Annotated in this window: 28 protein-coding genes; 16 read left to right on the top strand and 12 right to left on the bottom strand. The window is 59.6% G+C overall.

From position 1 onward, the window contains the following. The first annotated feature begins 256 nt into the window (after nt 1-256). From ACYBHZ_RS03235 to ACYBHZ_RS03220, 4 genes are all read left to right on the top strand, one after another. Nucleotides 257-472: a hypothetical protein gene (locus ACYBHZ_RS03235; protein ID WP_460272742.1), complete on the top strand. Its 216-nt coding sequence runs from the start codon at nt 257-259 to the stop codon at nt 470-472. Nucleotides 473-595: 123 nt separating this feature from the next. Beyond that, on the top strand, nt 596-2,248 hold the full coding sequence (locus tag ACYBHZ_RS03230; RefSeq protein ID WP_460272741.1) for a mucoidy inhibitor MuiA family protein: 1,653 nt from the start codon (nt 596-598) through the stop codon (nt 2,246-2,248). Nucleotides 2,249-2,602: 354 nt separating this feature from the next. After that, the gene (locus ACYBHZ_RS03225; protein WP_460272740.1) at nt 2,603-2,818 is read left to right on the top strand and encodes a hypothetical protein; all 216 of its coding nucleotides are present in this window, start codon (nt 2,603-2,605) and stop codon (nt 2,816-2,818) included. A gap of 27 nt (nt 2,819-2,845) precedes the next feature. Continuing rightward, nucleotides 2,846-3,133 carry a hypothetical protein gene (locus tag ACYBHZ_RS03220; RefSeq protein WP_460272739.1) on the top strand — a complete coding sequence of 96 codons (288 nt, stop codon included), beginning with the start codon at nt 2,846-2,848 and terminating at the stop codon, nt 3,131-3,133. Here the strand turns inward: ACYBHZ_RS03220 and ACYBHZ_RS03215 are convergent, their stop codons facing one another. Beyond that, nucleotides 3,134-3,781: a carbonic anhydrase gene (locus ACYBHZ_RS03215; RefSeq protein ID WP_460272738.1), complete on the bottom strand. Its 648-nt coding sequence runs from the start codon at nt 3,779-3,781 to the stop codon at nt 3,134-3,136. It abuts the gene before it with no gap. Nucleotides 3,782-4,062: 281 nt separating this feature from the next. On the opposite strand from ACYBHZ_RS03215, the gene ACYBHZ_RS03210 reads away from it, so the two are divergent. From ACYBHZ_RS03210 to ACYBHZ_RS03200, 3 genes are all read left to right on the top strand, one after another. Next, nucleotides 4,063-4,326 carry a hypothetical protein gene (locus ACYBHZ_RS03210; RefSeq protein WP_460272737.1) on the top strand — a complete coding sequence of 88 codons (264 nt, stop codon included), beginning with the start codon at nt 4,063-4,065 and terminating at the stop codon, nt 4,324-4,326. Between the two features lie 124 nt (nt 4,327-4,450). Then, complete coding sequence (locus tag ACYBHZ_RS03205) at nt 4,451-5,833, top strand: leucyl aminopeptidase family protein (protein WP_460272736.1); 1,383 nt, start codon at nt 4,451-4,453, stop codon at nt 5,831-5,833. Further along, nucleotides 5,830-6,642: a C40 family peptidase gene (locus ACYBHZ_RS03200; protein WP_460272735.1), complete on the top strand. Its 813-nt coding sequence runs from the start codon at nt 5,830-5,832 to the stop codon at nt 6,640-6,642. Before ACYBHZ_RS03205 ends, ACYBHZ_RS03200 begins: the two co-directional genes overlap by 4 nt. Before the next feature lie 12 nt (nt 6,643-6,654). Here the strand turns inward: ACYBHZ_RS03200 and ACYBHZ_RS03195 are convergent, their stop codons facing one another. The 3 genes from ACYBHZ_RS03195 to ACYBHZ_RS03185 form a co-directional block, all read right to left on the bottom strand. Beyond that, nucleotides 6,655-7,014 (bottom strand): DUF2794 domain-containing protein, encoded by a 360-nt coding sequence (locus ACYBHZ_RS03195; protein ID WP_460272734.1) that lies wholly within the window; start codon nt 7,012-7,014, stop codon nt 6,655-6,657. Nucleotides 7,015-7,302: 288 nt separating this feature from the next. After that, the gene (locus tag ACYBHZ_RS03190) at nt 7,303-7,596 is read right to left on the bottom strand and encodes an I78 family peptidase inhibitor (protein ID WP_460272733.1); all 294 of its coding nucleotides are present in this window, start codon (nt 7,594-7,596) and stop codon (nt 7,303-7,305) included. Then, nucleotides 7,593-8,216, bottom strand: a complete 624-nt coding sequence (locus tag ACYBHZ_RS03185; RefSeq protein WP_460272731.1) for a TetR/AcrR family transcriptional regulator — start codon at nt 8,214-8,216, stop codon at nt 7,593-7,595. Before ACYBHZ_RS03185 ends, ACYBHZ_RS03190 begins: the two co-directional genes overlap by 4 nt. 261 nt (nt 8,217-8,477) lie before the next feature. Between ACYBHZ_RS03185 and mbfA the strand changes: the two genes are divergently transcribed. Genes mbfA through ACYBHZ_RS03170 form a run of 3 tightly spaced genes read left to right on the top strand, consistent with a single transcriptional unit; the run spans nt 8,478 to nt 10,567 of the window. Continuing rightward, nucleotides 8,478-9,455, top strand: coding sequence for an iron exporter MbfA (gene mbfA, locus ACYBHZ_RS03180; RefSeq protein WP_460272730.1), 978 nt, complete (start codon nt 8,478-8,480; stop codon nt 9,453-9,455). 33 nt (nt 9,456-9,488) lie between these two features. Next, a complete protein-coding gene (locus ACYBHZ_RS03175) occupies nt 9,489-9,947 on the top strand; it encodes a YaiI/YqxD family protein (RefSeq protein ID WP_460272729.1) in 459 nt (152 codons plus the stop codon). After that, nucleotides 9,944-10,567, top strand: a complete 624-nt coding sequence (locus ACYBHZ_RS03170; RefSeq protein ID WP_460272728.1) for an HAD family hydrolase — start codon at nt 9,944-9,946, stop codon at nt 10,565-10,567. Before ACYBHZ_RS03175 ends, ACYBHZ_RS03170 begins: the two co-directional genes overlap by 4 nt. On the opposite strand, the gene ACYBHZ_RS03165 is transcribed toward ACYBHZ_RS03170, so the two are convergent. After that, on the bottom strand, nt 10,559-11,803 hold the full coding sequence (locus ACYBHZ_RS03165; protein WP_460272727.1) for an MFS transporter: 1,245 nt from the start codon (nt 11,801-11,803) through the stop codon (nt 10,559-10,561). The two genes, ACYBHZ_RS03170 and ACYBHZ_RS03165, sit on opposite strands and share 9 nt — an antisense overlap. A 111-nt stretch (nt 11,804-11,914) precedes the next feature. Here ACYBHZ_RS03165 and zapE point away from each other — a divergent pair, with 111 nt between their 5' ends. After that, the gene (gene zapE, locus ACYBHZ_RS03160; protein ID WP_460272726.1) at nt 11,915-12,997 is read left to right on the top strand and encodes a cell division protein ZapE; all 1,083 of its coding nucleotides are present in this window, start codon (nt 11,915-11,917) and stop codon (nt 12,995-12,997) included. 73 nt (nt 12,998-13,070) lie between these two features. Here the strand turns inward: zapE and ACYBHZ_RS03155 are convergent, their stop codons facing one another. From ACYBHZ_RS03155 to ACYBHZ_RS03140, 4 genes are all read right to left on the bottom strand, one after another. Continuing rightward, nucleotides 13,071-14,099, bottom strand: coding sequence for an LLM class flavin-dependent oxidoreductase (locus tag ACYBHZ_RS03155; RefSeq protein ID WP_460272725.1), 1,029 nt, complete (start codon nt 14,097-14,099; stop codon nt 13,071-13,073). Between the two features lie 88 nt (nt 14,100-14,187). Beyond that, the gene (locus ACYBHZ_RS03150) at nt 14,188-15,462 is read right to left on the bottom strand and encodes a bifunctional folylpolyglutamate synthase/dihydrofolate synthase (protein WP_460272724.1); all 1,275 of its coding nucleotides are present in this window, start codon (nt 15,460-15,462) and stop codon (nt 14,188-14,190) included. Continuing rightward, the gene (accD, locus tag ACYBHZ_RS03145) at nt 15,459-16,400 is read right to left on the bottom strand and encodes an acetyl-CoA carboxylase, carboxyltransferase subunit beta (RefSeq protein ID WP_460272723.1); all 942 of its coding nucleotides are present in this window, start codon (nt 16,398-16,400) and stop codon (nt 15,459-15,461) included. The genes ACYBHZ_RS03150 and accD overlap by 4 nt, the downstream gene beginning before the upstream one ends. A gap of 65 nt (nt 16,401-16,465) precedes the next feature. Further along, a complete protein-coding gene (locus tag ACYBHZ_RS03140) occupies nt 16,466-17,362 on the bottom strand; it encodes a lysostaphin resistance A-like protein (RefSeq protein WP_460272722.1) in 897 nt (298 codons plus the stop codon). A 156-nt stretch (nt 17,363-17,518) separates the two neighbouring features. Between ACYBHZ_RS03140 and ACYBHZ_RS03135 the strand changes: the two genes are divergently transcribed. The 5 genes from ACYBHZ_RS03135 (at nt 17,519) to ACYBHZ_RS03115 (ending at nt 22,801) form a co-directional block, all read left to right on the top strand. Further along, nucleotides 17,519-18,151 (top strand): hypothetical protein, encoded by a 633-nt coding sequence (locus ACYBHZ_RS03135; RefSeq protein WP_460272721.1) that lies wholly within the window; start codon nt 17,519-17,521, stop codon nt 18,149-18,151. Between the two features lie 245 nt (nt 18,152-18,396). Next, on the top strand, nt 18,397-19,170 hold the full coding sequence (locus ACYBHZ_RS03130; protein WP_460272720.1) for a DUF6478 family protein: 774 nt from the start codon (nt 18,397-18,399) through the stop codon (nt 19,168-19,170). A gap of 12 nt (nt 19,171-19,182) precedes the next feature. Then, nucleotides 19,183-19,569, top strand: coding sequence for a hypothetical protein (locus tag ACYBHZ_RS03125; RefSeq protein WP_460272719.1), 387 nt, complete (start codon nt 19,183-19,185; stop codon nt 19,567-19,569). Between the two features lie 111 nt (nt 19,570-19,680). After that, nucleotides 19,681-21,699 (top strand): oxidoreductase, encoded by a 2,019-nt coding sequence (locus ACYBHZ_RS03120; RefSeq protein WP_460272718.1) that lies wholly within the window; start codon nt 19,681-19,683, stop codon nt 21,697-21,699. Nucleotides 21,700-21,895: 196 nt separating this feature from the next. After that, entirely contained in the window at nt 21,896-22,801 is a 906-nt protein-coding gene (locus tag ACYBHZ_RS03115; protein ID WP_460272717.1) for a LysR family transcriptional regulator, read from the top strand. Between the two features lie 38 nt (nt 22,802-22,839). On the opposite strand, the gene ACYBHZ_RS03110 is transcribed toward ACYBHZ_RS03115, so the two are convergent. Genes ACYBHZ_RS03110 through ACYBHZ_RS03100 form a run of 3 tightly spaced genes read right to left on the bottom strand, consistent with a single transcriptional unit; the run spans nt 22,840 to nt 25,221 of the window. Further along, on the bottom strand, nt 22,840-23,763 hold the full coding sequence (locus tag ACYBHZ_RS03110; protein ID WP_460272716.1) for an OmpA family protein: 924 nt from the start codon (nt 23,761-23,763) through the stop codon (nt 22,840-22,842). Further along, nucleotides 23,760-24,491 carry a GNAT family N-acetyltransferase gene (locus tag ACYBHZ_RS03105; protein WP_460272715.1) on the bottom strand — a complete coding sequence of 244 codons (732 nt, stop codon included), beginning with the start codon at nt 24,489-24,491 and terminating at the stop codon, nt 23,760-23,762. Before ACYBHZ_RS03105 ends, ACYBHZ_RS03110 begins: the two co-directional genes overlap by 4 nt. After that, on the bottom strand, nt 24,478-25,221 hold the full coding sequence (locus ACYBHZ_RS03100) for a competence/damage-inducible protein A (RefSeq protein ID WP_460272714.1): 744 nt from the start codon (nt 25,219-25,221) through the stop codon (nt 24,478-24,480). Before ACYBHZ_RS03100 ends, ACYBHZ_RS03105 begins: the two co-directional genes overlap by 14 nt. Nucleotides 25,222-25,250: the final 29 nt, after the last annotated feature.

The following is a 25,250-nucleotide window of genomic DNA, read 5'->3' as shown; positions in this document are numbered from 1 at the left end:
GAAAGCGGGGAGTGCTGCCGGACAATTCAAAGAGACGCTGAATGCAGCGGCGTGGCGCTGGTACATGCATGGGAGACCGGGCGCAAAATGCCACGATTTTTATACAAACAACCCTTTGAAATGTGGACAAATTTTCCCATTTTTCATGGTCCTGTCTGCATTAACTTTAAACTTTATTCATACGCGCGGCGAAATTGTGGCACTGATATGCTTCTGTCGGCCTGACAACAGAGCCATGCAACAAGGGGGTAGGGTGATGTTTCGTGTGAAGATTGACCTTGGCGCCATGCGCCATCACGAAATCACAAAGACCGAGATAAAGGAGGTCGGTGCAGGGGCGCAGGATCGTCTGGGAGACTGGGCGGAGGAATTGGCCAAGCCGCATCCGCATCTCACCAAGGAAGATCTGTGTCAGACCTTCCACGAGAAGTTCCATGACGGGTGCAACCGCAGTGGAAAACCCGTCACCTGATCCGGTTCCGGGGCATCGGCGGGGTTTCGCCATGCCGGGGACGCGTCTGAGAGATGGGGCGAATAATCCTTGCGCAAAGGGGCGGCGCGTTGGACCTTTCCTCCGACCGATAAGGAGGAAACCATGTTGCCGAAATTTCATTTTAAATCAGTTCTGGCCTTCTCTTGCCTCGCCGGAAGTGCGCTGATCGCGGCCCCCGGTTTTGCCGAACGGTTTGAGGCGCGGAGCCTTGTGAGCGCTGCGACGCTCTATCCGCAGGGCGCGATGATCACTCGGACGGCGACGGTGTCTTTGCCCGAGGGGCAGCATGAGATCGTGTTCGCCGACATTCCCGTGGGTTACAACCCATTGGACATTCAACAGTCTTTGCAGATCGAAGTTGAGGGTGCCGAGCTTGGCCCGGTTGCCTATGGTGTGGCCCCGATCTCAGAGGCGCTTCTGTTCCGCTCTGAGGCGGAGAAAGCGGCGAAGGCGCGGGTCGATGCGTTGGAGACGGACATCGGAGAGCGTCGCAATGAGATCATGAAGATCAGTCTGGAAGAGGATGCCGCGCAGGATGCTCTGGCCTATCTCGAACGTCTGACGGTCGGAGAAGATGCAGAGCAAACGGCGGCGACGGTCCGGATGATCCGGGAGGAATCTCTTGCCGCGCGTTTGGCAAGTCTGGAGGCCGCGCGCCGGGTCGAGGCCGCAGAGAAGGCGCTTGAAGATCTCGAAGCCGCGCTGACGGAGGCCAAGATCGCGCTCGATCTTTTGGTGCCGACCGATGAGGATCGCATTTCGATCACGCTGCCGGTGTCCGTGGCGGAGGCGGGCGAGGTGCAAGTGCGCTTCACCTACATGTCCGAAGATGCGTCATGGCAACCGCGCTACATTGCGCGGCTGGACACAGAGGCAGGCACGATGGAGCTTGTCCGCTCTGTCTTTGCCGAACAATCGACCCGAGAACCGTGGTTCGATGTGGCGCTGCGGTTTGCCACTGACAATCCGAACCGGAAGCCTGCGCCGAATGAGGTCTACGAATATGTGCGGCGCGTTTCCGAGCCGCGCCCCGTTGAGCCGTTGATGCGGGCGACTGCGAGTGATGCGATGGAGCTTGGCGGCTATGCCGAGCCGGTGATGGAAGCCGCGCCTATGGCGAAGATGCAGGTCAATCTTTCTGGGTTGAGCCAGACCTATGACGCCCCCGCCCCCGCAACGCTTTATTCCGGGACGGAAGGGCGGGAATTCATGCTGGCCTCGGTTCCGCTGTCGCCGGAGATCGTGGTCCGGGCCGTGCCGCTCTACGAGACGACCGGCTATCTCATGGCGACGTTCACGAATGACACGGGGGAGATGCTTGTTCCGGGGCAGGTGAGCCTGATCCGCGACGGCGTGAGCCTTGGCACCGTGCCGCTTGCTACGGTGGTGAACGGGGCGGAGACGGAGCTGGCCTTTGGCGCGGTGGATGGGATCGCGGTGGAGCGTGTGCTGGTGACGCGCAATGAGAGCGACAGGGGGGTGATCTCCAAATCCAATGAGGCGGCGAGCGAATGGCGCATCAGCGTGGAGAACCACACGGCGCGGCAATGGCCGGTGGAGGTCGTGGATCGTGTGTCCGTGTCTGAACAAGAGGAGTTGCGGGTCGAGTGGAGCGCTCAGCCGGAGCCGGATGTCGAGGGGCTTGATGACAAGCGCGGTGTGCTGGCATGGCATTTCGATCTCGATGCGGGGGCCAAACAAGAGATCACCTTGAGCGAAAGTCTGCGCTGGCCGGAGGGGAAGGAGCTGCGATGACAGGAAGATGAGCGGCGCGCGGATCTCTGGCCCGAGAGGACGTGATTCGGTGCTTTTGAGGCGCGAAAGGACAGGGTCACAAAGTGGCCCGAATGCTGCCATTGGCACGCCAGTTGGTCGTCACAGGTGCTAACAGAAATTAACCATCCTGAACGGGATGAGGTGAATTTTAACTTTTGGAACGTCGGATTTCAAAAGCATTTAGTGTTCTGATTTTGCGTCATATTTGATTTGCCGGACCGTCTAGGTTCGGCAGTTGTCTCAAATTGTTTTCATGCTTGGATTCCGTGGACGCAGTCGCTGTGCTCCCATGGCGTCAAGGGTTCCGGGGGCACGGACCGAAAGGATGGAAACATGATCAAGCTGATGAAGACCGCAGGTGGTGCCGTGAAGGCCAAAGATGCGATCCTTTTCGACTGGGACGTGCTTGTTCTTGAGATCGCGTGGCGGCCCGCCAATCACAACCTGACCCGCGCGGCACGGCATTCGAACGTGATCCTGCTCGGCGGGGGGCGCACGGACCCGGATTACCGACCCGATCTCGGCGCGCGCATGCCGCTGGCCGCCTGACATCAGATTTTCAGAGAGGACAAACTCATGACTGACTATATCGCCAAAGCCCGCGCGGGCCGCGTCATTGCCTTGAACATGTGCCAAAGCGGCACGGTCATGTTCTTTCCGGAGGAGATGAGTGAGAGCGCAGCGGTCGAGAGACCGGCCAATCGTCATGTGATGACGCAGATGCGCAAACCGATGTTCGTGCGCTCTGCGTCGATGCACGCGCAAGCCGCGATCAAAACGCCGGAGCCTGAAGAGGTTGCCAACGCGCCCTTCGTGTTGACCGAAGAGCACGCTGTCGAGGACGTTCTACGTCTGGTGGCCTGATCAGACCTGGATAAAGGTTTTGGTCTCGGGATCGTATTGCAACAGATCGCCGTCCCCAATGTCCGTCCAGAGGCCGTGAAGGGTCAGATTGCCCTTCTCGACGGCGTCGCGGACGAAGGGGAAGGTCATCAGGTTTTCGAGAGAAACCAGAACGGATTCCTTTTCCAGAGCGCTTTTGCGCTGGTCTTCAGGCACATCGAGTACACGTTCGTAACCCGGGCGCAGGATGTCCATCCAGCGGCCGACGAAGGAGGATTTTTCCTCAAGTTCCGGCGCGTGGCCCGAGCACATATCGAAGCAGCCTTGGACGCCGCCACAGTTGGAGTGTCCAAGAATCACAATATGAGCTACCTTGAGCGCCGTGACGGCATATTCCACCGCAGCCGACGTGCCGTGGTGGTCGCCGTCGTCCGTGAAGGGCGGTACAAGGTTGGCGATATTACGGTGAATGAAGAATTCACCCTGATCTGCGCCGAAGATGGAGGTGACGTGGACACGGGAGTCGCAGCACGCAATGATGAAGGCGCGGGGGCGTTGGCCCTCTTCCGCAAGCTTCTTGTACCAGGTTCGGTTGTCACTGAACGTGGTGGCTTTCCAGCCGTGGTAGCGTTGGACCATGTAATTGGGGAGGGGGCGTGCGTATTTCATCGGGTGAAACCTTCCTTTCAGACGTCAGCTGCCAATTGTCGCGAATGTAATGAGAGTTTTCGGGGAATTCGAGTGAGAATCGGCTTTGCATTAAACCTTTTATTGAAGCTCTTATTGCAAAGTTTCTGCATAATGCGTGGGGGCGCACGAAAATTTGGGGTTCAGACATGATGGTGTCGAAGTTGCGGCCGGACGGATCGGTCGAATTGGATCAGAAAAGACTAGACCAATTGTATAGTCAATTGGGGACGTCTGCAGCGGATGGAGTCGTGTGCCGCGCGATGGAGGAATTGGCCATCCGTTTGGCCAAGGTTGAGAGCTGTTTCAAGAAAAGCGAGTTCAAGGAACTGCAACGGGCCGCCCGGTCGATGATTGCCATTGCAGAGCAGATCGGCATGGTCACGTTTTCTCGCGTTGCGGCCGATGTGAATGCTTTGTCCCTTTCCGAGGATGCGGCGGCGCTTGCGGCTTGTGTCGAGCGCTTGATGCGGATCGGAGAGAATTCCTTGCTGGCAGTTTGGACGTTGCAAGACGCGTCGCTCTGACCCGATTGAGTGGTTTGGCAAAGAGGCCAACGGACTCTCGGTCGTGAGGTTGCGTTCCTCTTCACCTTGCAGGTGGAATTGGATGAGTTAAGCTTGACGCAATCGTCAAGAAAGGCCCTCTCCGATGCCACTTTCCTTCGCCAAATCTGGCGCATCTTCCATCCCTCTCTATTTGGTCACGCCGGACACTCTTGAGACCGTCACTGCAAAGCTTGAGCCGTCTCAAGTCAGCTGGGTGAAGGCGCAAGGTTTCAAAGGCGGTGCAGGTGCGGTTTGCATCTTGCCGGGAGACGATGGGGGCGTGGGCGCCTTGGCCGGGCTCGGCACAGAGAAAGACCGCGCGCGTCAGAGATTCATCTTGGGGGCCGTGCGTCCCAAGCTGCCCAAAGGCACATATCACCTTGTCACGGATGTGGCGGGAGATGCGCTGGATGAACAGCTTCTTGGATGGCTGTTGTCTGGCTATGTCTATGATGTTTATTCGAAAAAATCGGTTCCAGAAGCGGAACTGATCGCGCCCGAAGGGGCGGATGCGGCACGGCTTGAGGCCATCGCATTGGGCGAGGCGCTCACCCGCGATCTGATCAACACACCCGCCAATGACATGGGCCCCGCAGAGCTTGAATTCGCGGCGCGCTCCTTGGCGCAGGATCATGGCGCAGAGATTTCTGTGACCACGGGTGAGGCGCTTCTGGAGGACAACTATCCGATGATTCACGCCGTCGGTCGCGCGTCTCCTCGGGCGCCCCGGTTGATCGATATGACATGGGGCACGGCTGGCCCGAAGCTGACACTCGTCGGCAAAGGGGTCTGTTTCGACACCGGCGGGCTGAACCTCAAACCGGGCTCTTCGATGGGGCTGATGAAAAAGGACATGGGCGGCGCGGCGACCGTTCTCGGCCTCGCCAAAATGATCATGGCACTAGGCCTTCCGCTGCAGTTGCGTGTGCTGATCCCGGCGGTCGAGAACGCGGTGGATGGCTCCGCCTTCCGGCCGCAGGATATCCTGACATCGCGCAAAGGGTTGACGGTCGAGATCAACAATACGGATGCGGAAGGGCGTCTGGTTCTGGCCGATGCCTTGGCGCTGGCGGATGAAACTCCGACCGATCTGATCATCTCCATGGCGACCCTCACGGGGGCCGCGCGTGTGGCGCTTGGCCCGGATGTGCCGCCCTTCTTTGCGACCCAGTCCAGCGATGCGGCTCTTCTTTCTAAAGCTTCCATCAAGGCCGCCGATCCGCTTTGGCAGCTGCCCTATTGGGAGGCTTATGAAACGATGATCGAGCCGGGAATTGCCGATCTCGACAATGCGCCGTCGGGCGGTATGGCGGGGGCGATCACCGCTGCGCTGTTCCTGCGCCGATTCGTGACCGAAACTCCGCGCTATATGCATTTCGATATCTACGGTTGGTGCCCGTCCCCGCTTCCGGCGCGTCCCAAAGGCGGTGTTGGCCAAGGCGCCAGAGCGATTCTCGCGGCACTTCCAGAGCTCTTGGACCTGTGATGGATCGTCGTTTGACCCCCGCAAATGAACGCGTTGCCCTGACGGGGCACGCCACATCCGGCCAGATTGAGGTGAGCCCGACCTCTTATACGGTGTCGCAGCCCGTGGCTGATCTGCGGGCGGCCCCGGAAGGGAGACGGGAACGACAGCTTCTTTGGGGCGATGCGTTTGAGGTGCTGGAAATGCGTGACGGCTGGGCCTTCGGCATTGCGCGGCGCGACGGGTATGTCGGCTACATCGCGGACACGCAGTTGGAGCCGGAGCTGGTTCCGACGCATCTCATTTCCGCGCGGGCCACGCATCTTTACCCCCGAGATGACTTCAAATCGGAAGCTGCGACCAGCCTGTCATTCGGGTCACGGATCAAGGTTGTCGATGAGCGCCGGAAATTCATGGAGATCGAGGGCGGATTGTTCGTCCCGAAAGCCCATGTGCGCCCGGTTGATCGGCCTTTTTCCGACCCCGTGACCATCGCGCAGTTGTTTTTCGGCACACCCTATCTTTGGGGCGGCAACTCAGCTTTCGGGATTGATTGTTCCGGTGTGGTGCAGGCCGGGCTTATGGCCTGCGGGATCGCCTGTCCCGGCGATAGCGATATGCAGATGAGCCTCGGCGCGCCGGTCTCAGATGGATATCAACGTGGCGATTTGCTGTTCTGGAAAGGCCATGTCGCGATCTGTGTTGATTCCGAGGTTTTGATTCACGCCAATGCGCATCACATGGCGGTGGCCTATGAGCCGATCGCGCGGGCGATGTCGCGGATCGAGGCGCAAGGCGACGGGCCGGTGACGGGGCATCGCAGGCTGTAAAACTGTTGGGGATCAGTCCACGGAGCGGATCAGTTTGCGATCGAGCACGCGCAGAACCGTGCGTAGCTCGGCCCCGCGTTTGAGAATCTGACCATCCATGCCGATCACGGCGTACATGCCTTGTTTGCCACGGAGCTTCGGGCGTTTCTCAATGCGGTAGATCGGATGTTCGGCTGTGCGGCGGAACACGGAGAAGACGGCCACATCCTTGAGGAAAGACATGCCGTAGTCGCGCCATTCGCCAGCGGCGACCATGCGTCCGTAGAGACCAAGAATGGCCCCAAGCTCATGGCGGTCGAAAGCGACCTTGTCAGGTTGTTGCGGACCGTTTTGCGAAGGGCCGGGAAAGGGCGTCGGCGTTTGTACGTTCATCCCTTAAGACTGGGCCGTTTTGTTGTGCAAATCAAGAAAACTCGCCCCACATCGGGTACGTGCCTTATTTCGAGCCGAAAATCGCCCGGAGATTTCCTTGATCGCCACCTCATTTGGCCCGCTTCATTGGCGATAACGGGGGGTAGAGCGAGAACGCTTTACCCCGGGGTCGCGGTTCAACAGCCCCCACCCAGTTCGCGGCACCGGGGATCTCGCTCGAACCAACTCATTAGGCCGAGGCAGGTGAACTGTCTCGGCTTTTCCTGTTGAGAGGGGACAGATGACGCCTCAGCCGCACCAAACGCGCTTGATTTGCCCGGCATCGTCAATGTCGATGTTGGTGCGCTTTGGGTTGTGATCCATGGTCAGAGCCATGCCCGGAAGCACGATTCGGAACGGCTCCGGGATGTCGAGCCCCTCAAGCGCGGATTGAGATTCGCCGATCAAAGGTGTGATCGACTCAATAGCGCAGCGCGCCTCGTCGGACACGGCGGGGGTGTCGTTTGTGGCGGTCTTGTCGTCTTCCTGACAGGCACTCAAGGTGAGGCCCGTGAGGATAAGAGCAACGGCAAGTCGGGTCATCGTTCTACTCCATAGCGCGCGAGAAACATGGCGACGGCGCTGTCGACGATTTCTTGTTTGCTCGCGTCGTTGATATTGCAGCTCATCTGAAACGTGCGCATCGGCACCAACCGGACTTTGCACAATTCGGCAAATTGCTCGGCAGCGAGGTCTGTGTCGTCGATGGCCAACTCGCCGCGTGCGGCGGCGGCGGCGAGATATTGTGAGAGGCGCTCTTTGACGAGTCCCGGACCACTTTCATAGAATTTCTGGCCGATCTCGGGAAAGCGCAGGCTTTCGGCGACCGCGATGCGATACACCGCCGTGCCGAAATCCGAGAGCAGAAAATCGAGAATTTTGCGTCCGGCCGAAGGCAGCAAGTCTTGCGGGGGCTGGTTTTCGTCCATCCGATCGGTGAAGGCATCGGCCTGGCGGGTGGTTTCCAGCGCTGCGATTTCGAGAAACAAGACACGTTTGTCCGGGAAATAACTATAGAGCGTCGCTTTTGACACGGCGGCTTCGCGGGCGATGTCATCGACCGAGGCGCCTTCGAACCCGTCTCTGAGAAACACGGTTCGCGCGCCTTCGATCACTTGGGCGTATTTGCGCCCTTTTCGGATAGCTGGATGTGTCTTGGTCATGGTTCCCCCGATGGCCCGAGTTTAATGCGCTCTGGCCGCTGCGCCAACGAAAGAAAAAAGGCAGGCCACTGGCCTGCCTCAGTGCTCGACAGGGATGTTGTCGATTGGCCGCACACGACACGCGGCTCAGACCATATCTAAACCGTTTAGTTCAGATCGACAAGGGATTCGCTAAAAGACATGGTGTTTGGGCGGCGTATTATGGGCTTGCAGAACGCCAGACAGGCGCTATTTTAGAATTATTCTAAATTGAGGTTCCACATGATCCCGGTACTCGCCAACCGCAGACGATTTTCAGAACTGTCGGAGCAGGAAATTATCGCACTCGCCATTTCCTCCGAGGAAGACGATGCGCGTATCTATCGTCAATATGCCGAACTCCTCCGTGCTGACTATCCCGATAGCGCCAAGATTTTCGACGGCATGGCGGAAGAAGAGGATGGCCATCGCGAGGCATTGATTTCGCTTCACAAACGTCGCTTTGGCAACGTCATCCCATTGGTGCGGCGCGAACATATTTCGGGCTATTACACGCGCAATCCCGTTTGGCTGATCGAGAACCTTGGTCTCGACCGGATTCGCGAAGAAGCCCATGCGATGGAGCAAAGCGCGGAAGCTTTCTACCGCACTGCGGCAAAGTACACGCAAGACGCCGACACGCGGGCCTTGTTGGGCCGGTTGGCGGCGGCTGAGGCCGGGCATGACCAGCGTGCGAGCGAGCTAGAGGAAGAACATCTCGACGATCATGCGCGCTCAGAAGAAGAGAAAACGGCGCATCGTCAGTTCGTGCTGACATGGGTGCAGCCGGGGCTTGCGGGGTTGATGGACGGTTCTGTTTCGACGCTCGCGCCGATCTTTGCGACGGCGTTCGCGACGCAAAACACGCATACGACCTTTCTTGTCGGTCTTGCGGCCTCGGTCGGGGCCGGGATTTCCATGGGCTTCACCGAAGCGGCCTCTGATGATGGCGAGTTGTCGGGCCGCGGTTCGCCGATTAAACGTGGTCTGGCATCCGGTGTCATGACAACGCTTGGCGGTCTTGGGCACGCGCTTCCATATCTGATCCCGCATTTCTGGACCGCGACTTTCATCGCCATGGCGGTGGTGTTTGTTGAACTTTGGGCAATCGCCTGGATTCAGAAGAAATATATGAACACGCCTTTCTTGCGTGCCGCCTTTCAGGTTGTGTTCGGCGGCGCGCTGGTGTTCGCTGCGGGGGTGCTGATCGGCGGAGGCTGATCGCACGCGGGACTTGCGACGAAGACGGATGCTGTGACGAAAATCTATGTGGATGCAGATGCTTGCCCGGTGAAGGCTGAGGCAGAGAAGGTTGCGGCGCGGCACCGTTTGCCCTGCCTTCTGGTGTGCAATGGCGGGCTGCGCCCGTCGCAGAACCCTTTCATGGAGTTGGTGATTGTGCCCGACGGGCCAGACGAGGCGGACAAATGGATCGCCGAGCGGGCCGGGGTCGGGGATGTCGTTGTGACCGGAGACATTCCGCTCGCCGCGAAAGTGGTCGAGGCGGGGGCGCGCGTGCTCAAGCATGACGGCGAAGCTTATACCACGGCAAATATCGGCAACGCCTTGGCGATGCGCGATCTGATGTATGACCTTCGGGCGGCTGACCCGTTCCGGCAGGGCGGGGGCAAGCCCTTTACAAAAGCGGATCGCTCGCGCTTTCTCGACGCGTTGGAACGGGCCGTTCAGGCCGCGAAAAGGGATAAGGCATGACTGTAGAAGCGGTGATTTTCGACATCGGCAACGTGTTGATCGAATGGCAACCGGAGCGGCATTACGATGCTGTCATCGGGGAATCCCGCCGTATCGCCATGTTCGAAACCGTCGATTTGCACGCGATGAACGATCTGGTGGATCAGGGCTATGATTTTCGCACGACGGTTGAGTTCGCAGCGGAGCAACATCCTGAATTCAAAAACGAAATTCTCATGTGGTATTTCGACTGGATCAAGATGGCGACCCCGGCGATTCCGGGATCGGTGAAACTTCTGCGGGCGCTGCGCAAGAATGGCGTGCCGGTCTTTGCCCTCTCGAATTTCGGCATCGAGAGTTTCGAATTCGCCGAAACCCAATACCCGTTCCTGACCGATTTCGACCGGCGTTATGTCTCGGGTCGGATGGGCTGCGTCAAACCGCATTCGACGATTTACGAAATGGTCGAAGCGGACTGCAAAATCCCGGCGGAGAAGCTGCTGTTCACGGATGACCGACAGGATAATATCGACACCGCCAAAGCGCGCGGATGGCAGACCCATCTGTTCGAAGGCCCGGAAGGCTGGGCGCAGCGTTTGGTGAAAGAGGGTTTGCTGTCCGCGACCGAGGCGCTACGCTAAGGCGCGTTTGCCCAAGGGGATTTCCTTCACGGGCAGATGCACGATGGCGGAGAATGCGCCGACGCCGACGCCGACCCACCAGACAGCGGTGTAATCTCCATAAAGATCGTAAAGCCGCCCACCCAGCCAGACGCCCAGAAACGCGCCGAGTTGGTGGGAGAAAAACACGATCCCGTAGAGCGTGCCCATGTAGCGCAGCCCGTAGATATGCGCGACGAGACCAGAGGTCAGCGGCACGGTCGCAAGCCACAAAGCGCCCATGACGACGGAGAAGACCAGAACGGATGTGGGCGTGATCGGGAGCGCGATAAAGAGCGCGGCGGCCAGAGTTCGTCCGAGATAAATGCCCGCGAGCAGGTATTTCTTGGAGAACCGATTGCCGAGCCAGCCTGCGAAAAGCGTGCCGCCGATATTGGCCAGGCCGATGAGGGAAATCGAGACGGCGCCGAGCGCAGAGGTCGAGGTCACGCCGAGGGAGGCGAGGGTGCCGGAAGGATCAATTGAGCCACACATTTCTGTCACCAAGGCCGGGAAATGCGCGGTGATGAAAGCAAGCTGATAGCCGCAAGAGAAAAAGCCGAGGAAGATCAAAGTATAGCTTGGATCGCGGAAGGCTTTGCCAAGGATTGCGCCGAGGCTTTCCTCCAACTCGGCCTTTGAAGCCATTGCCGGGCTGCGCATCATCGGCAGGACCAAAAGCGAGGCGAGGACGGCTGCGGCGAAGAGCAGGAAGACGTTTTGCCATGACATGAAGCCAAGGAGCCACTCGGCCAGAGGCGCGCCGAAGACTTGTCCGGCAGAGCCTGCCGCCGTGGCGATGGCCAGCGACATGGAGCGGTTTTCGTTCGAAGAGGCGCGTCCGACAACGGCCAGAATGACGCCAAAGCCCGTGCCCGCGATGCCGAAGCCCACGAGGGTTTCATAGAACTGATGCGCCAGAGGCGAGACCGCGAAGGACGACAGCACCAGCCCCGCCGCATAGGTCACAGCGCCAAGCACGATGGCCTTGCGATCCCCGATCCGCTCCGCCAGAGCGCCAAAGATCGGTTGGCCGATACCCCAGAACAGGTTCTGGATCGCGATTGCCAGAGAAAATTCGGCGCGGGGCCAGTTGAACTCCTCGGCAATCGGAATTTGAAACACGCCGAAAGAGGCGCGGATCGCGAAGCTCACGAGAATGACGAGACATCCGGCGAGCAGAACCGGCGTGAAGAGGGGCGTGCGTGTGTCGGACATATCTGTCTCCTTTGCCTCAACATCCAAGATCACCCCCTCTGCGGTCAATCGAATGATCGTAATGGTGTGCATCATCTTTTCTTATGTGAGCTGGCGCAGTATGGGAGAAGCATGAAAACGCTGATGGAAATCTACGAGGCCCGTGTGGCCGATGGCACCCTGCGCTCGGATCCGGCGCAGGTGACTGTTCTGCCTTTGTTGGAACGCGTGCGCGTGGAGCTTGCACAGCAACCGACGAAAAAGGGGCTTTTGTCTCTGATCGGTGGCCGCAAAAAGCCCGAAGCTGTGCGCGGCCTCTACCTTTGGGGTGGTGTCGGGCGTGGCAAATCCATGCTGATGGATCTGTTCTATGAGCATGCGCCTGTGCCTGCGCGCCGGGTTCACTTCCACGCGTTCATGCAGGAGGTGCAGGCCGGGATCGACGCCGCGCGCCGTGCGGGCACGCCGGATTCTCTGGCCCCTGTGTTTGAGAAAATTTCGCACGACATCAAACTGTTGTGCTTTGACGAGATGCAAATCACCGACATCGCAGACGCGATGATCGTGGGGCGTCTGTTCGAAGGGCTGTTCGAGCGGGGCGTGACCATCGTGACGACCTCGAACCGGGTGCCGGATGATCTCTACAAGGACGGTCTGAACCGTCAGCTGTTCCTGCCGTTCATCGCACTCATCAAAGAAAAGCTGGAAGTGCATCACCTGCACTCGCCCGTGGATTACCGCCAAGGGCGTCTCACTGGTACGCCGGTGTATTTCCATCCGGTGACGCCGGATGTGCAGACCACGATGAACGACATCTGGAACGATCTGACGGGCGGGGCGACTGAAAGCCTGACGCTCAAGATCAAAGGCCGGGATGTGGTCCTGCCGAAATTTCACAACGGCATCGCGCGGGCGACCTTTTGGGACCTGTGCGGGCAGATGCTCGGGCCGGGGGATTACCTCGTGATCGCGGAGGCGGTGAAGCTTTTGATTCTCGAAGACATCCCGCGCCTGACGCGCCACAACTTCAACGAGGCAAAGCGTTTCGTGACGCTGATCGACGCGCTGTATGAAGCGAAAGTGCGGACGGTGTGCTCTGCGGTGGATGAACCTGAGCGGCTTTATATCGAAGGCGCAGGCGCGTTCGAGTTCGAGCGCACGGCCTCCCGCCTGCGGGAAATGCAGGACAAGGATTGGGGTGAGGACGCGAAATAAGAAAGGTCCGGTGGACCTTTCGAGCGCCCTGCGGGCGGAGCCTCGGGTACGCCGAGGTCGGAAAGGCTGAGCCTCAGCCTTTCGCCAAAATCTCGCGCACGCGCGGAGCGACCTCTTCGCCGTAGAGGCGGATGGTGTCCATAAGTGCTTCGTGCGTGACCGGACCTGCCGAAATCTTCAAGTCGAAGCGATTCAAGCCAAGCACGGAAATCGTTGCGGCGATCTTTTGCGCCACTGTCTCGGGGGAGCCGACGAAAAGTGCGCCGTGATCCACTTCGCGTTCAAAAGCCTCCCGCGTGAGCGGTGGCCAGCCACGGCTGCGCCCGATACGCTCATGCATGATCCTGTAGCCGTCGAAATAGCGATCACGCGCGTCTTTGTCCGTCTCCGCGATGTGACCCGGCGAATGGCAGCCCAAGGGCAGCATCGCAGCGCCCATTTTTTGGCGCACGTCGCGATAGAGATCGGCATAGGGTTTGAACCGCGCGGGGCTTCCGCCGATGATCGCCAAGGTCATGGAGATATCATTCGTCGCCGCGCGCACGACCGAGTCGGGGCTGCCACCGACTCCCACCCAAACCGGGATCGGGGTTTCGGGGCGAGGATAGACAGTCTGCTGTTTGAGGGCGGGGCGATGGCGACCGGACCAACTGACTTTCTCCTGCGTTGCGAGCAGGTTGAAGAGTTCGAATTTCTCTTCGAACAGCATTTCGTAATCGGACAGATCATAGCCGAAGAGCGGAAAGCTCTCGGTGAAGGAGCCACGCCCGAGCGTGATCTCGGCCCGGCCATTGGAGATCGCCTGAAGCGTCGAGAAGCGTTGAAAGACCCGGATCGGATCATCGGAGGAGAGCACCGTGACGGCGGAGGTCAATTTGATCTTTGAGGTCTGCGCCGCGATGGCCGCCAGAACCGGCTCGATCGCGGAGACGGCGAAATCCGGGCGGTGGTGTTCGCCAACGCCGTAGACATCAAGCCCGACCTGATCGGCGAGAATGCCTTCTTTGATCACGTTGCGAATGACCTGCCCCTGTGGGAGGTCAGTGCCGTTTGCGTCCCAAGTGACGTCGCCAAAGGTGTCGATGCCGAATTCCAAGGTCATGTCATAGATCTCCTGTTATGAGACCTAAATACCTGCACCTCCGCCCTGCGCAAACACGCGCGGGCGCACAGACTCTGTTCGGGAAGCCTCAGCCGTTGCTCTGAAGCACATGTCCTGCGAGATAGAGCGATCCGCAAATCAGGATACGCGCCTCAGGGGCATCGCCCACGATGGTGCGCACCGCCGTCAGAACGCTATCGGTCTCAATGGCGGAGAAGCCCTCGGCACGTGCGGTTTCGGCGGTCTCGGAAGCGGGCAGGGTGGCCTGCGCGTCCGGGATCGAGACGGCGATGAGGCGTTGGGCATGGCGCTGCAACGGATGCAGGTAGCCTGCGATGTCCTTGGTGTTGAGCATGCCGCAGATCATGTAGGTCGGGCGTTTCGGCAGACGATCCAGCGCCTCTGCCAGAGCTTCGCCCGCCGCAGGGTTGTGGCCGCCGTCGAGCCAAAGTTCGGCCTCGGGGGCGGCGTCGATCAGCGGGCCGGTTTTGAGGCGCTGCATCCGAGCGGGCCATTCGGCGTCGACCATCGCCGCATCCAGAGCCGTGTCATCGTAGCCCATGTAGCGCAGCGCCGCGATGGCTGCGCCCGCGTTATGGACCTGATGGCGTCCGATCAGGCGCGGCATGGGCAGATCGCACAGGCCGTTTTCATCTTGGAAAATCAGACGCCCGCGCTCTTCCCAGACATGCCATTCCTGCCCGTAGCGGAGCAGCGGCGCGCCAAGGCTGGCGGCTTTGGCCTCTATGACCTCAAGTGCCTCATCGGGCTGCGGGCCGACGACACAGGGCACGCCCCGTTTGATAATTCCGGCCTTTTCGCCCGCAATCTCGCGCAGCGTTTCGCCAAGGAATTGCGTGTGGTCGATGGAAATCGGTGTGATGATCGTGAGTTCGGGCACATCAATCACGTTGGTCGCGTCCAGCCGTCCGCCGAGGCCAACCTCAAGCAAGGTGTAATCGGCAGGGACGCGCGACATGGCCAAGAGGCCCGCGACGGTGGTGATCTCGAAATAGGTGATCGGCTCACCGCCATTGGCGGTCTCGCATTCTTCGAGCACGGCCATCAGGTCTTCTTCGGCGATCAACTCGCCCGCCAGACGGATGCGTTCATGAAACCGCGCCAGATGCGGCGATGTATAGGCGTGAACCTTTTTGCCAGCGGCTTCGAGCCCGGCGCGGATCATCGCTTGGGTCGAGCCTTTGCCATTGGTGCCCGCGACATGGATCACGGGCGGCAATTTGCGCTCCGGATGGTCGAGGGCATCAAGCAGACGCCAGACACGGTCAAGAACAAGGTCGATGACCTTGGGATGCAGGGACATCAGCCGGTCAAGGATGACATCGGAAGTCTGGGCGGTCACTTTTTCGCGTCCTCGACGGCAGAAGTGGCGTCAGGTGCCTTCTTTTTCTCTTCAGGGGTAGGGGCCGGGAGATCACCTGCAACGGCGGGCGGCAGGTTGCCGAGCATGCGCAGGATGGTCACAAGCTCATCCTTCATCTTCATGCGATGGGTCACGCGGTCGAGCATACCGTGATCGAGCAGGTATTCGGCGCGCTGGAAGCCTTCGGGCAGTTTTTCGCGGATCGTTTGCTCGATCACGCGCGGGCCCGCAAAACAGATCAGCGCATTGGGTTCGGCGATCTGGACATCGCCTAGCATCGCGTAGGAGGCCGTCACCCCGCCGGTGGTCGGGTGGGTCAGGACGACGATATAGGGAAGCCCGGCTTCCTTGAGCATCTCGATCGCCACGGTGGTGCGCGGCATTTGCATCAAGGAGAGAATCCCTTCCTGCATCCGGGCGCCGCCAGCGGCGGAGAACATGATGAAGGGGCGTTTGAGTTTGATCGCGCGCTCGACACCGGCGATGAAGGCGTTGCCGACATACATGCCCATGGAGCCGGCCATGAAGGAGAAATCCTGAGCGGCGGCAACGACCGGGGTGCGACCGATTTCGCCCTCGGCGACCAGCATCGCTTCTTTTTCGCCCGTCACCTTTTGAGCGGCGCGCATGCGGTCAGGGTATTTCTTCTGGTCGCGGAATTTCAGCGGGTCTTCAATCGGTTCGGGAACCTTGACCTCGGAGAAAATCCCCCCGTCGAACATCGCGGTGAAACGCGCACGCGGGGTGATGTGCATATGATGGTCGCAATTGGTGCAGACGTTCTGGTTCTCGGCCAGCTCACGGTGAAACAGCATGGTGCCGCATTCCGGGCATTTCGTCCAAAGATTGTCCGGCGTGTCATGTTTCGAGAAGAGCGAATTGATCTTCGGGCGGACGTAGTTCGAGATCCAGTTCATAGTGTGCGCCTTTGGACGTTGCGTGACTTGGGGGTCCAGATAAGCCTCTCTGAGCCGAATTGCAATCAGCGCCTGATCGCGAGGCGGGCGACGAGCCAACTGACCAGCAAAAGCAGGCTCTGGAAGATCAGGGCCTTCGGGTCGGAATAGAGGGTTTCGGCGCTCTCGGTTTGAACGAAAAGGCCAAAGCCCGACATCATGTCTTGCTGCGGCGCGAGAACCATGGCGGAGAGGTTGTTGACGAAATGCAGCGCGATGGCGGGCCCGATGGTGCCCGCGCGCATGGTCAGGTCTCCGGCCAGGACGCCAAAGCCGATGGCCCAGACGACGGGAAAGATCGCGGCGATTCCCTCTGCGCTCCCGCTGGTGTGCGCCAGTCCGAAAATGACGGCGGAGGCCGCGACCCCGAGCGGGTAGGAGCGGGTCACGCCGATGAATTGGCTTTGCAGGTAGCCGCGGAAGAAGACCTCTTCGGCGGTGACTTGAACCATCAGTCCCAGAATGGCGAAAGGCAGCCAGAACAGCCAGAGGCCGCCCGGCAGGTTCGCAACCGGATCAGCCGGGCCATCCCAAGGCAGGAAAAAGCTTAGCAAGGTGAAGGCGATGATCCATTTGAGCGTCACCAAAAACTGCGCGCGCATGAGGGCGGCGGGGCCGGTGATCTCGCGCAGGCTGCGGGCATGGAGGCGCTTGGCCAGCTGCAACGCGCCCCAGAGCAAAATGATGAATCCAGATAGGATAACAAACAATCCGCCGGGGGTGGTACCGACCATCATCCCGCGCGGGCCAAGTTGAAATGGCATCAGATTGGGCGCGAGCCGCCCAATGATGAGATAAAAGAGCGGGGTCACCACGATGCTGATCAACAGCGCGGCCACGATTGCCACCGCCAAACGCCAAAGTTCAGGACGGCGCATCGCAGAGGCGACGATCGGGGCGTAGGGGTGCATCTGCTGGCGCATGGGCGGGAATTCTCGCGGTGAGGACTATTGTCGAGAGAGGTAGCACGCAGCGGCCAGAGGGAAAAGCGCGGGAAGTCGCCGATCCGTGATGGGGGTCGGCTTGGAAGACGGCGATGAGCGCGATATAGGCGGCTCTGTTTTAGGTGCGGGAGAAGAATGATGGTTTCGGTAAAACGCGCAATGTGGCTGGTTTTGGCTCTGCTTTTGCCGGCCTGTGAGATGGAGACGGGCACGACTGTCGATCCGGCCCATCGTCCTGTGCGCGCTGTCGCCTTGCAAGCCACCGGGATGAGCGTTGCCGGGCCGTCTGGATATTGTGTCGATCCGGCCTCTGTTCGGGACAGCGACAAGGGCAGTTTTGCGCTTTTGGGGAATTGTTCCGGGCTGAACGGGCATAACAACCCTGCGCTTAAGGGCAAGACCGCCGTGCTGACCGTCTCTATTTCCGCGCCGATGGCCGATACGGACGAGTTCGATGCGCCCAGCCTTGAGGCATATTTCGCGTCCGAGACCGGGCGCAAGACCTTGTCGCGCCAAGGCTCGGCCCGCACGGTTCAGCTGATCGAAAGCGAAACCCGTGACGATATGGTGTTGATCCATGTGCGGGACAGCGCGCCGATGACGTTGCGCGGGCAGGGCAAGGAATATTGGCGCGCGATTTTCATGCGTCAGGGGCGTCTTGTGACGGCGACCGCCACGCCATTTGCGGAAGCTCCGATGCCAGAGGATCGACTGCGCGCCTTGCTTGATCGGTTCACGGCAGAATTCAAACGGCGCAATCCGGCCTGAGCAAAGCGAGCTGTTGCTCAAAAGGAACCTCCAGACGGAAAATTCCCCGTGTTTGCTGCTTGATTAGCATCAGCGGTCAGAAAGCGTTTTGCGAAAGCCGTAATTTTCATAGGTTTTAAAAGGATCGCGTGATTGGGTGTTCACATGCGCGCGTGATGCAAGCGAGCTGCCGTGAACTGCGAGAGACACTGGCGTATTGCGTAGAGCTTGGGTAAGGGTTTGAAGAGATAGAAGAAGGTTGCGCAATGCGTCGTCGGTTCAAACAGTTGATTGAAAAGCGGGTCAATGCCTTGGCCACACGGCGCTGGGCGCGGCGGGCCAATATGGCGGAACGTCTCAGCCTGCCGGTTCTGCGCCGTTTGCGTGGTCAGGCACGGGCGCTCAGGTGGGAGATCGACCGGTTCCTGTTCGTGGCTGATGGGCGGCTCGCTCTGCCGTTGATCGGCTCGAACGCGATGCAGCTGCCGCTTTACACCGATTGGTCCTACCGTCCGGAGCTTTGGCGCGGTCCGATCCCGGTGAAAGGCGCCTCGGCTGTGCCGACCAAAACACTGATCGGAACTGAGGCGACGCTCTATCACGACTGCCAGATTTCCGAATTGACCTATCGCCAGATGCGCAACACCTCGGAGGAGGATCTCGCCCCCTTCGGTTTGCGCCTCGAAGTCTTTCGCTATGACGGTTCGTTCCTGTCGCTGACGGTCGAAATGCCGGATGAGGCCTGTCAGGGGCTGAACAAGAGCCATCTGGTGCGGCTCGATTATGCCGTGGAGCTTGAAAAAGACATCGAGATTTTTGCCCGTCTGAACGTGAAACACGGTCCGAATATGGAGCAGGTGGTGCGGGAATTGCCGCTGCACAATGACGAAGGCTTCGTCGAGTTCGATCTGGCCTATACCAAGCTCAATGAGAAACGGGTGGAAAAGCTCTGGATCGATCTGATCTTTGAAGACCCGGAAATGAATCAGATCGTTTTGCGGGACTTGACCTGTTCGCGTCGTCCGCGCGCGGACCTTTGACGGAGTACGAAGATGGATGAGCTGACACTGGTCAAGACGCGCCTTCAGGCCGGAATTTGGGAGGGCGAATTGCATGTGCCCGAGACGGTTCTGGAACTGCCCGAGATTGAGGTGACCTATCTCGACCAGCCGGTGCCGGGGCATACGATCAGCGAAGACCCGGAACGGGCGGGCGTTTGGTTCTTCCGCTTTGCCGTGCCTGCCGAAATGATCGGTGACGGGGTGCAGACTTTTGTCTTCACAGTGCGGGGCACCGGGCAGGTGCTCAATTCACTGACCCTGATGGCCGGGGACGTTCTGGCCGAAGATATCCGCGCGGAGATGGATTTGCTGCGCCAGGAGCTTGATATGCTCAAACGTGCGTTTCGGCGTCATTGTAGCGAGACCGGCACGAACTGATCCGACCGTCAGCTCTGGTGGCGTTAACGGTATCCGTGCATCTGACGCGGCGTCTTGCGTGACATGCTTCCGCCCCTTGCGCATTTTAGCCGCGCAAGGGAGGCACTTCACATGACCCACTATCCGCATCTTCTGGCGCCGCTTGATCTCGGCTTCACCACTTTGCGCAACCGAACCCTTATGGGGTCGATGCACACCGGGCTGGAGGAGCGCGGCGATTGGGGGGCTGTCGCCGAATTTTATGCCGCCCGCGCGCGCGGCGGTGCGGGGATCATCGTCACCGGTGGAATGGCGCCGAATGTTGAAGGCGGTGTCTATCCGGGTGCAGCGGGTCTGTTTACGGATCAGGACATTGCGAACCACCGCAAGGTGACGGACCGCGTTCATGCCGAGGGCGGCAAGATCGCGATGCAGATTCTCAATGCGGGGCGCTATGCCTATGGCCCGAACTGCGTCGCGCCCTCGCCGATCAAATCGCCGATTTCGCCGTTCAAGCCGACCGAACTTGATGAGGCCGGGATTGAGAAACAGATTGCCGACTACGCCACCGCCGCCGCGCGCGCGAAAGAGGCGGGTTATGATGGTGTCGAAGTGATGGGCTCCGAGGGCTATCTCATCAACCAGTTCCTTGTGACGCATACCAACAGGCGCGAAGACGACTGGGGCGGGTCTTATGAGAACCGGATGCGCTTCCCGATTGAGGTGGTCAAACGGGTGCGGGAGGCTGTTGGCCCCGATTTCATCGTGATCTACCGTATCTCCATGATCGACCTCATTCCCAACGGTTCGACTTGGGAAGAAGTCGTCCAGCTCGCCAAGAGAATCGAAGCCGCCGGGGCGACAATCCTCAATACCGGGATCGGCTGGCACGAGGCGCGGGTGCCGACGATTGCCACCTCTGTGCCCCGTGCCGCGTTCGTTGAGGTGACGAAACGCATGATGGGCGAGGTGTCGATCCCAATCATCACGTCGAACCGCATCAACCATCCGCAGGTGGCCGAAGATGTCTTGACTGACGGATGTGCCGATATGGTGTCGATGGCGCGGCCGTTCCTTGCCGACCCGGAGTTCGTGGTGAAGGCGTCCGAGGGGCGCGCCGATGAGATCGCGCCCTGTATCGCGTGCAACCAAGCCTGCCTCGATCATACGTTCTCCGGCAAGCTCACGTCTTGCCTCGTGAATCCGCGGGCCTGTCATGAGACGGAATTGCAGTATGCGCCGACGCAAGCGGCGAAATCCGTTGCTGTCGTTGGTGCAGGGCCTGCCGGCATGATGAGCGCCATTGTCGCCAGCCAACGGGGGCACAAGGTGACTTTGTTTGAAAAGGCAGGCGAGCTTGGTGGGCAGCTCAATATGGCGAAACAGGTGCCGGGCAAGGAGGAGTTCTGGGGGCTTGTTGAATGGTTCAAGACGATGATTGCCCGTTCGGGTGTCGTGCTGAAGCTCGGAACCGAAGTCTCTCCCGATGATCTTAAAGGTTTTGACGAGGTGATCCTCGCCACTGGTGTGACGCCGCGCGATCCGGAGATTCCGGGGCAGGACAGCCATCCGCAGACCGTCTCCTATATCGATATCCTCAAAGGCCGCGTCACGGCGGGGCCGCGTGTCGTTGTGATCGGTGCCGGGGGCATCGGATTCGATGTGTCCGAATATCTGACCACGTCCGAAAGTCCGACGCTCAATTTGGACGAGTGGAAAAGCGAATGGGGAATCACCGATCCGACCCTTGATCGGGGCGGGCTCTCATCTGCTGGACCGGTGCCCGAAGCGCCGACTCGTCAGGTGACGCTGTTGCAGCGCAAGGCGGAAAAGCCGGGAAAACGTCTTGGAAAGACGACAGGTTGGATCCATCGCGCGACACTGCAAATGAAAGGGGTGAAGATGATGGGCGGCGTTTCCTATGATCGGATCACCTCGGAGGGGCTTTGGATCACCAAGGACGGAGAGGCGCGGTTTATCGAAGCAGACACGATTGTGCTTTGCGCCGGACAGCTTTCGCAGCGTTCTCTTGCCGATGGATTGGGAAACCGAGGTCAGGCCTGCCACATTGTTGGTGGCGCGGATGTGGCGGCCGAGTTGGATGCCAAACGGGCCATTGATCAAGGCGCGCGTTTGGCTGCCACGCTGTAAGACACTTGTTTCACGGGATAAAATTTCTCGATTTCAGCGTGTGTGGCCTGAAAAATCGCAGCCATGCGCAACCGTTAATCCGTTTCCGGACTAAAAACGATCATCGGGTGACCACGCTATTGTCGCCCGTATTCCCCAATCTTGCCCGATTTCGACGCAATAAGGTGATTGGGGCCAAGATACGTAGGTAAGAGAAATGGATCGACTGACTGAAATGGAAGCCTTTGCCACGGTTGTGGATCAGGGTGGTTTCACGGATGCAGCCAAGAAAATGGGGATTTCAAAATCCGCCGTTTCCAAACATGTCTCTGCGCTTGAAGCCCGTCTTGGGGCCCGCCTCTTGAACCGTACGACCCGCCGTGTGTCCCCGACCGAGATCGGTCTGGCGTATTACGACCGCGCGCGCCGTGTTCTGAACGATGCCGGGGAGGCTGATGCGCTCGTGACCTCTATGCAAAGCGCGCCTTCGGGGCTTCTGCGCATTTCAGTTGCTACAGATTTCGGGGTGAATCATCTCTCTCCGGTTCTCGGGGAGTTCCTGTCCGAGTTCTCCGATATTCAGGTCAACATGGTCCTGAACAATCGCTATGTCGAATTGATCTCCGAAGGCTTCGATATGGCCGTTCGGATCGGTGAGCTGGAAGACAGCACGCTGCGCGCCCGCAAGCTGACCGAAACGACGAAACGGATGGTCGGCTCACCTGCCTATTTCGAAAAATACGGCCGTCCGCAGAAAATCGACGACCTCAATGAGCACAAGCTGCTGCATTATTCGAACCAGTCGAACGGTGCCGTGTGGAAACTCACCGCGCCCTCCGGTGAAAAGCGCCAGGTGCGCACCGCTGGCTGGCTGACGGTCAATGATGGCCAGTCTCTGCTCAACGCCTGTATCTCCGGGCTCGGCATCGCTTACCTGCCGTCCTTCCTCTACGCGGATGCGATGGAGCAAGGTCTGATCGAAGAGGCGATCCCAGATCTGCCGCCGGAAACGCAGGGCATTTACGCGGTTTACCCGCCGGGCCGCTTTACTCAGCCGAAAGTGCGCGCGTTCATCGACTTCCTCGTTCATGCCTTTGCGGAAAAAGGCCCGGACAAGTGGTGATCTGAGTTTTCTGAACGGGGAATTCTGAATTTAGAGATTTATGGGGCCGAGGCGATGACCGCTTCGACCCTTCTGTTTTTCTCGCGCCCTTCCGCCGTCGCATTCGACGTGCGCGGGGCGAGATAGCCGATTCCCTGCGCTGTGATCTGCGCCGGAGCGATCTCATAGTTTTGGATCAGACGTTGCCGCACCGCTTCTGCGCGTTTGCGTGACAGCGTCGTGTTGCTCTCCAACCCGCCGGTGTTGTCGGTGTGGCCGACAAGAGCGATGCTGATTTCCGGGTGCGTTTTCAAGAACTCAGCCAGTTTGCGGAGCGAGGCAAACGGACCCTCGCCAAGGTTCGAGGCACCGGTTTCAAAGGTCAGATCGTCAAGAACCACACGCCCGCGCGTCTCCAGCCGGGAGATCAAATCCTCGGTGTTGGCGGATGTGGTGAGGGGCGTCTCTGGTTGGGACGGCGCTTGCAGCGTCACTTCCGGTGTGTCGGACGGGATCACCGTGCTGATCTGGATATAGCCGGCGTCGCGGGCCTTGCTGCACAGGACCGAGACGGTCCGACCGTCCTTGTGCTCCGCCAAAAGATACTGGAAATCGCCAAGATCGACATGCATCGACGGTTCCGGCAGCAGATCGAGCAGATACCGAAAATCAAACCCGCCGCAGTCCCGGTCAGCACAGGCAAATCGGGTTGTGAACCCGTCCTCTTCAAGCTGCGCGCGCAGAGGTTCGATCATCTGGTAACTGGTGAGCGATGTCCCCATGAGCTTGTAAGCCACCTGCGTGATATCGCCTTCCGCCATCATCCGGGGGGTGTTGGCCCCCTGAAAGGGCCCGGTCGGAAACGGTTCGGCGGAGGACAATTCCTCGCGTCGCTCTGTCTCATTCGCCGCACCGGGCATGTCGAGGGCAGAGGCCGCGCCCGAGAGAGCGATCAGAGTGACGATGGAAAAGGCGCGGATCATTGGACCTCGGTCAGAGCTTTGGTGCGATAGTGGTACTGCCCCATTTCCACCATTCCAAGCGAAGAATAAAGCGCCAGAGCGCCGGTGTTGGCGCGGGTGACTTGAAGCGCCAGATGCTGTGCGCCCTGATCGCGCGCCCAGTCCGCAGCCAATGCCATCATGGCGCGGGCGAGGCCTTTGCGGCGGTTTTCTTTTGCAACTTCAAGCGCGTGAACGGTCGCGATCCCGTCGTGAAGGGCAACAAACCCCGTTCCCGCCGGGGTGTCCCCGAGCCGTCCCAACAGGGTGCATTTCGGGCCCTCTGCGCGTTGCATGACCTGCAAACGGGCCGGTCCGATGCCGCCCTTGGCCCAAATCTCATGCTGGATCTCAATCGAGGGCCATGTGACGTAGCCGCTCTTGGGATCAGAAGGTGGGAACAGATCAAGCGGCGCAATCAGGCAGGCGACCGGGTCGAAAAGCCGATATCCGCGCGCTTCCAGTTCCGCGTCGAACGCATCTTCTCCGCTGCGAACTTGGAAAAGCGGATCGCGTTTGTCCGTAATGAAACGGGCCTCGGTCTCGGCAAGCGCCTCAGGGCTAAACGTCCCGTCCAAAGTGGCGGCAGAGACCCGACTGCCGCCGCCCGCCCCGTTCCGGTATGTGAACGGGCCAAGTGGATCGCGGCTGAGCGGAGGCCAAGTGGCCTCGAATGCTGCGAAAACGGCTGTTTGATCAGCTGTTTTCATTGGTAGGGAACAGCGCGGCAAGTTCCAGAAGGGCGGCTTCGATCTCCGCCCCGTCCTGTCCGCGGATCACCAGATTGGTGCCATAGGCGCCGTTGCGGGTGAACGGATAGGAGCCCATCGACAGGTTCGGATATTTCTGCGCCAGCATGCCCAAAGGCTCCGCGACGGCGCTTTCCGGACGATCAACGCGATAGGTCTGCGACAAAAGCGGTTTGCCCCCGGTGATGGTGGGGAGAAGCCCGGCCACCATGGCCTCGAAAATATTCGGCACACCGGCCATGACATGCACGTTCTCAACCGAGAAACCGGGCGCGATGGACACCGGGTTTTCGATCAGGGTTGCACCGTCCGGGATGCGGGCCATACGCATGCGGGCCTCGTTGAACTCGACGCCGCGCCCTTCGTAATGCGCCGTCAAAAGCGCGCGGGCGTCGTCGCGGACGTCGATGTGCAGGCCAAAGGCTTCGGCGATGCAATCGGCGGTGATGTCGTCATGGGTCGGCCCAATGCCGCCGGAGGTGAAGACATGGGCGTATTTCGCCGACAATTCGCGCACCGTGGCGACGATGACCTCGCGGTCGTCCGGCACGACACGGGCCTCCTTCAGATCAATCCCGGCACGCGTCAACTCTCCCGAGAGGTGGTACATATTCGCATCGCGGGTGCGACCGGAGAGAATCTCGTCTCCGATGATCAGGATGGCTGCGGTGGGGTTGTCGGTATGGGGCATTTGGGTCTCCTTGAGACTGTTTCTCAAAC

This window comes from Celeribacter sp. ULVN23_4 (assembly GCF_054788345.1).
Note: the sequence above shows the minus strand (reverse complement) of the source record. Positions and strands in the feature narration are given on the sequence as shown.

What these genes read in the sequence shown, in the direction of transcription:
- ACYBHZ_RS03235 (WP_460272742.1), top strand. Translation starts at nt 257, where the DNA reads ATGTTTCGTGTGAAGATTGACCTTGGCGCCATGCGCCATCACGAAATC.
- ACYBHZ_RS03230 (WP_460272741.1), top strand. Translation starts at nt 596, where the DNA reads ATGTTGCCGAAATTTCATTTTAAATCAGTTCTGGCCTTCTCTTGCCTC.
- ACYBHZ_RS03225 (WP_460272740.1), top strand. Translation starts at nt 2,603, where the DNA reads ATGATCAAGCTGATGAAGACCGCAGGTGGTGCCGTGAAGGCCAAAGAT.
- ACYBHZ_RS03220 (WP_460272739.1), top strand. Translation starts at nt 2,846, where the DNA reads ATGACTGACTATATCGCCAAAGCCCGCGCGGGCCGCGTCATTGCCTTG.
- ACYBHZ_RS03215 (WP_460272738.1), bottom strand. Translation starts at nt 3,781, where the DNA reads ATGAAATACGCACGCCCCCTCCCCAATTACATGGTCCAACGCTACCAC.
- ACYBHZ_RS03210 (WP_460272737.1), top strand. Translation starts at nt 4,063, where the DNA reads ATGGAGGAATTGGCCATCCGTTTGGCCAAGGTTGAGAGCTGTTTCAAG.
- ACYBHZ_RS03205 (WP_460272736.1), top strand. Translation starts at nt 4,451, where the DNA reads ATGCCACTTTCCTTCGCCAAATCTGGCGCATCTTCCATCCCTCTCTAT.
- ACYBHZ_RS03195 (WP_460272734.1), bottom strand. Translation starts at nt 7,014, where the DNA reads ATGAACGTACAAACGCCGACGCCCTTTCCCGGCCCTTCGCAAAACGGT.
- ACYBHZ_RS03190 (WP_460272733.1), bottom strand. Translation starts at nt 7,596, where the DNA reads ATGACCCGACTTGCCGTTGCTCTTATCCTCACGGGCCTCACCTTGAGT.
- ACYBHZ_RS03185 (WP_460272731.1), bottom strand. Translation starts at nt 8,216, where the DNA reads ATGACCAAGACACATCCAGCTATCCGAAAAGGGCGCAAATACGCCCAA.
- mbfA (WP_460272730.1), top strand. Translation starts at nt 8,478, where the DNA reads ATGATCCCGGTACTCGCCAACCGCAGACGATTTTCAGAACTGTCGGAG.
- ACYBHZ_RS03170 (WP_460272728.1), top strand. Translation starts at nt 9,944, where the DNA reads ATGACTGTAGAAGCGGTGATTTTCGACATCGGCAACGTGTTGATCGAA.
- ACYBHZ_RS03165 (WP_460272727.1), bottom strand. Translation starts at nt 11,803, where the DNA reads ATGTCCGACACACGCACGCCCCTCTTCACGCCGGTTCTGCTCGCCGGA.
- zapE (WP_460272726.1), top strand. Translation starts at nt 11,915, where the DNA reads ATGAAAACGCTGATGGAAATCTACGAGGCCCGTGTGGCCGATGGCACC.
- ACYBHZ_RS03155 (WP_460272725.1), bottom strand. Translation starts at nt 14,099, where the DNA reads ATGACCTTGGAATTCGGCATCGACACCTTTGGCGACGTCACTTGGGAC.
- accD (WP_460272723.1), bottom strand. Translation starts at nt 16,400, where the DNA reads ATGAACTGGATCTCGAACTACGTCCGCCCGAAGATCAATTCGCTCTTC.
- ACYBHZ_RS03140 (WP_460272722.1), bottom strand. Translation starts at nt 17,362, where the DNA reads ATGCGCCAGCAGATGCACCCCTACGCCCCGATCGTCGCCTCTGCGATG.
- ACYBHZ_RS03135 (WP_460272721.1), top strand. Translation starts at nt 17,519, where the DNA reads ATGATGGTTTCGGTAAAACGCGCAATGTGGCTGGTTTTGGCTCTGCTT.
- ACYBHZ_RS03130 (WP_460272720.1), top strand. Translation starts at nt 18,397, where the DNA reads ATGCGTCGTCGGTTCAAACAGTTGATTGAAAAGCGGGTCAATGCCTTG.
- ACYBHZ_RS03125 (WP_460272719.1), top strand. Translation starts at nt 19,183, where the DNA reads ATGGATGAGCTGACACTGGTCAAGACGCGCCTTCAGGCCGGAATTTGG.
- ACYBHZ_RS03120 (WP_460272718.1), top strand. Translation starts at nt 19,681, where the DNA reads ATGACCCACTATCCGCATCTTCTGGCGCCGCTTGATCTCGGCTTCACC.
- ACYBHZ_RS03115 (WP_460272717.1), top strand. Translation starts at nt 21,896, where the DNA reads ATGGATCGACTGACTGAAATGGAAGCCTTTGCCACGGTTGTGGATCAG.
- ACYBHZ_RS03110 (WP_460272716.1), bottom strand. Translation starts at nt 23,763, where the DNA reads ATGATCCGCGCCTTTTCCATCGTCACTCTGATCGCTCTCTCGGGCGCG.
- ACYBHZ_RS03105 (WP_460272715.1), bottom strand. Translation starts at nt 24,491, where the DNA reads ATGAAAACAGCTGATCAAACAGCCGTTTTCGCAGCATTCGAGGCCACT.
- ACYBHZ_RS03100 (WP_460272714.1), bottom strand. Translation starts at nt 25,221, where the DNA reads ATGCCCCATACCGACAACCCCACCGCAGCCATCCTGATCATCGGAGAC.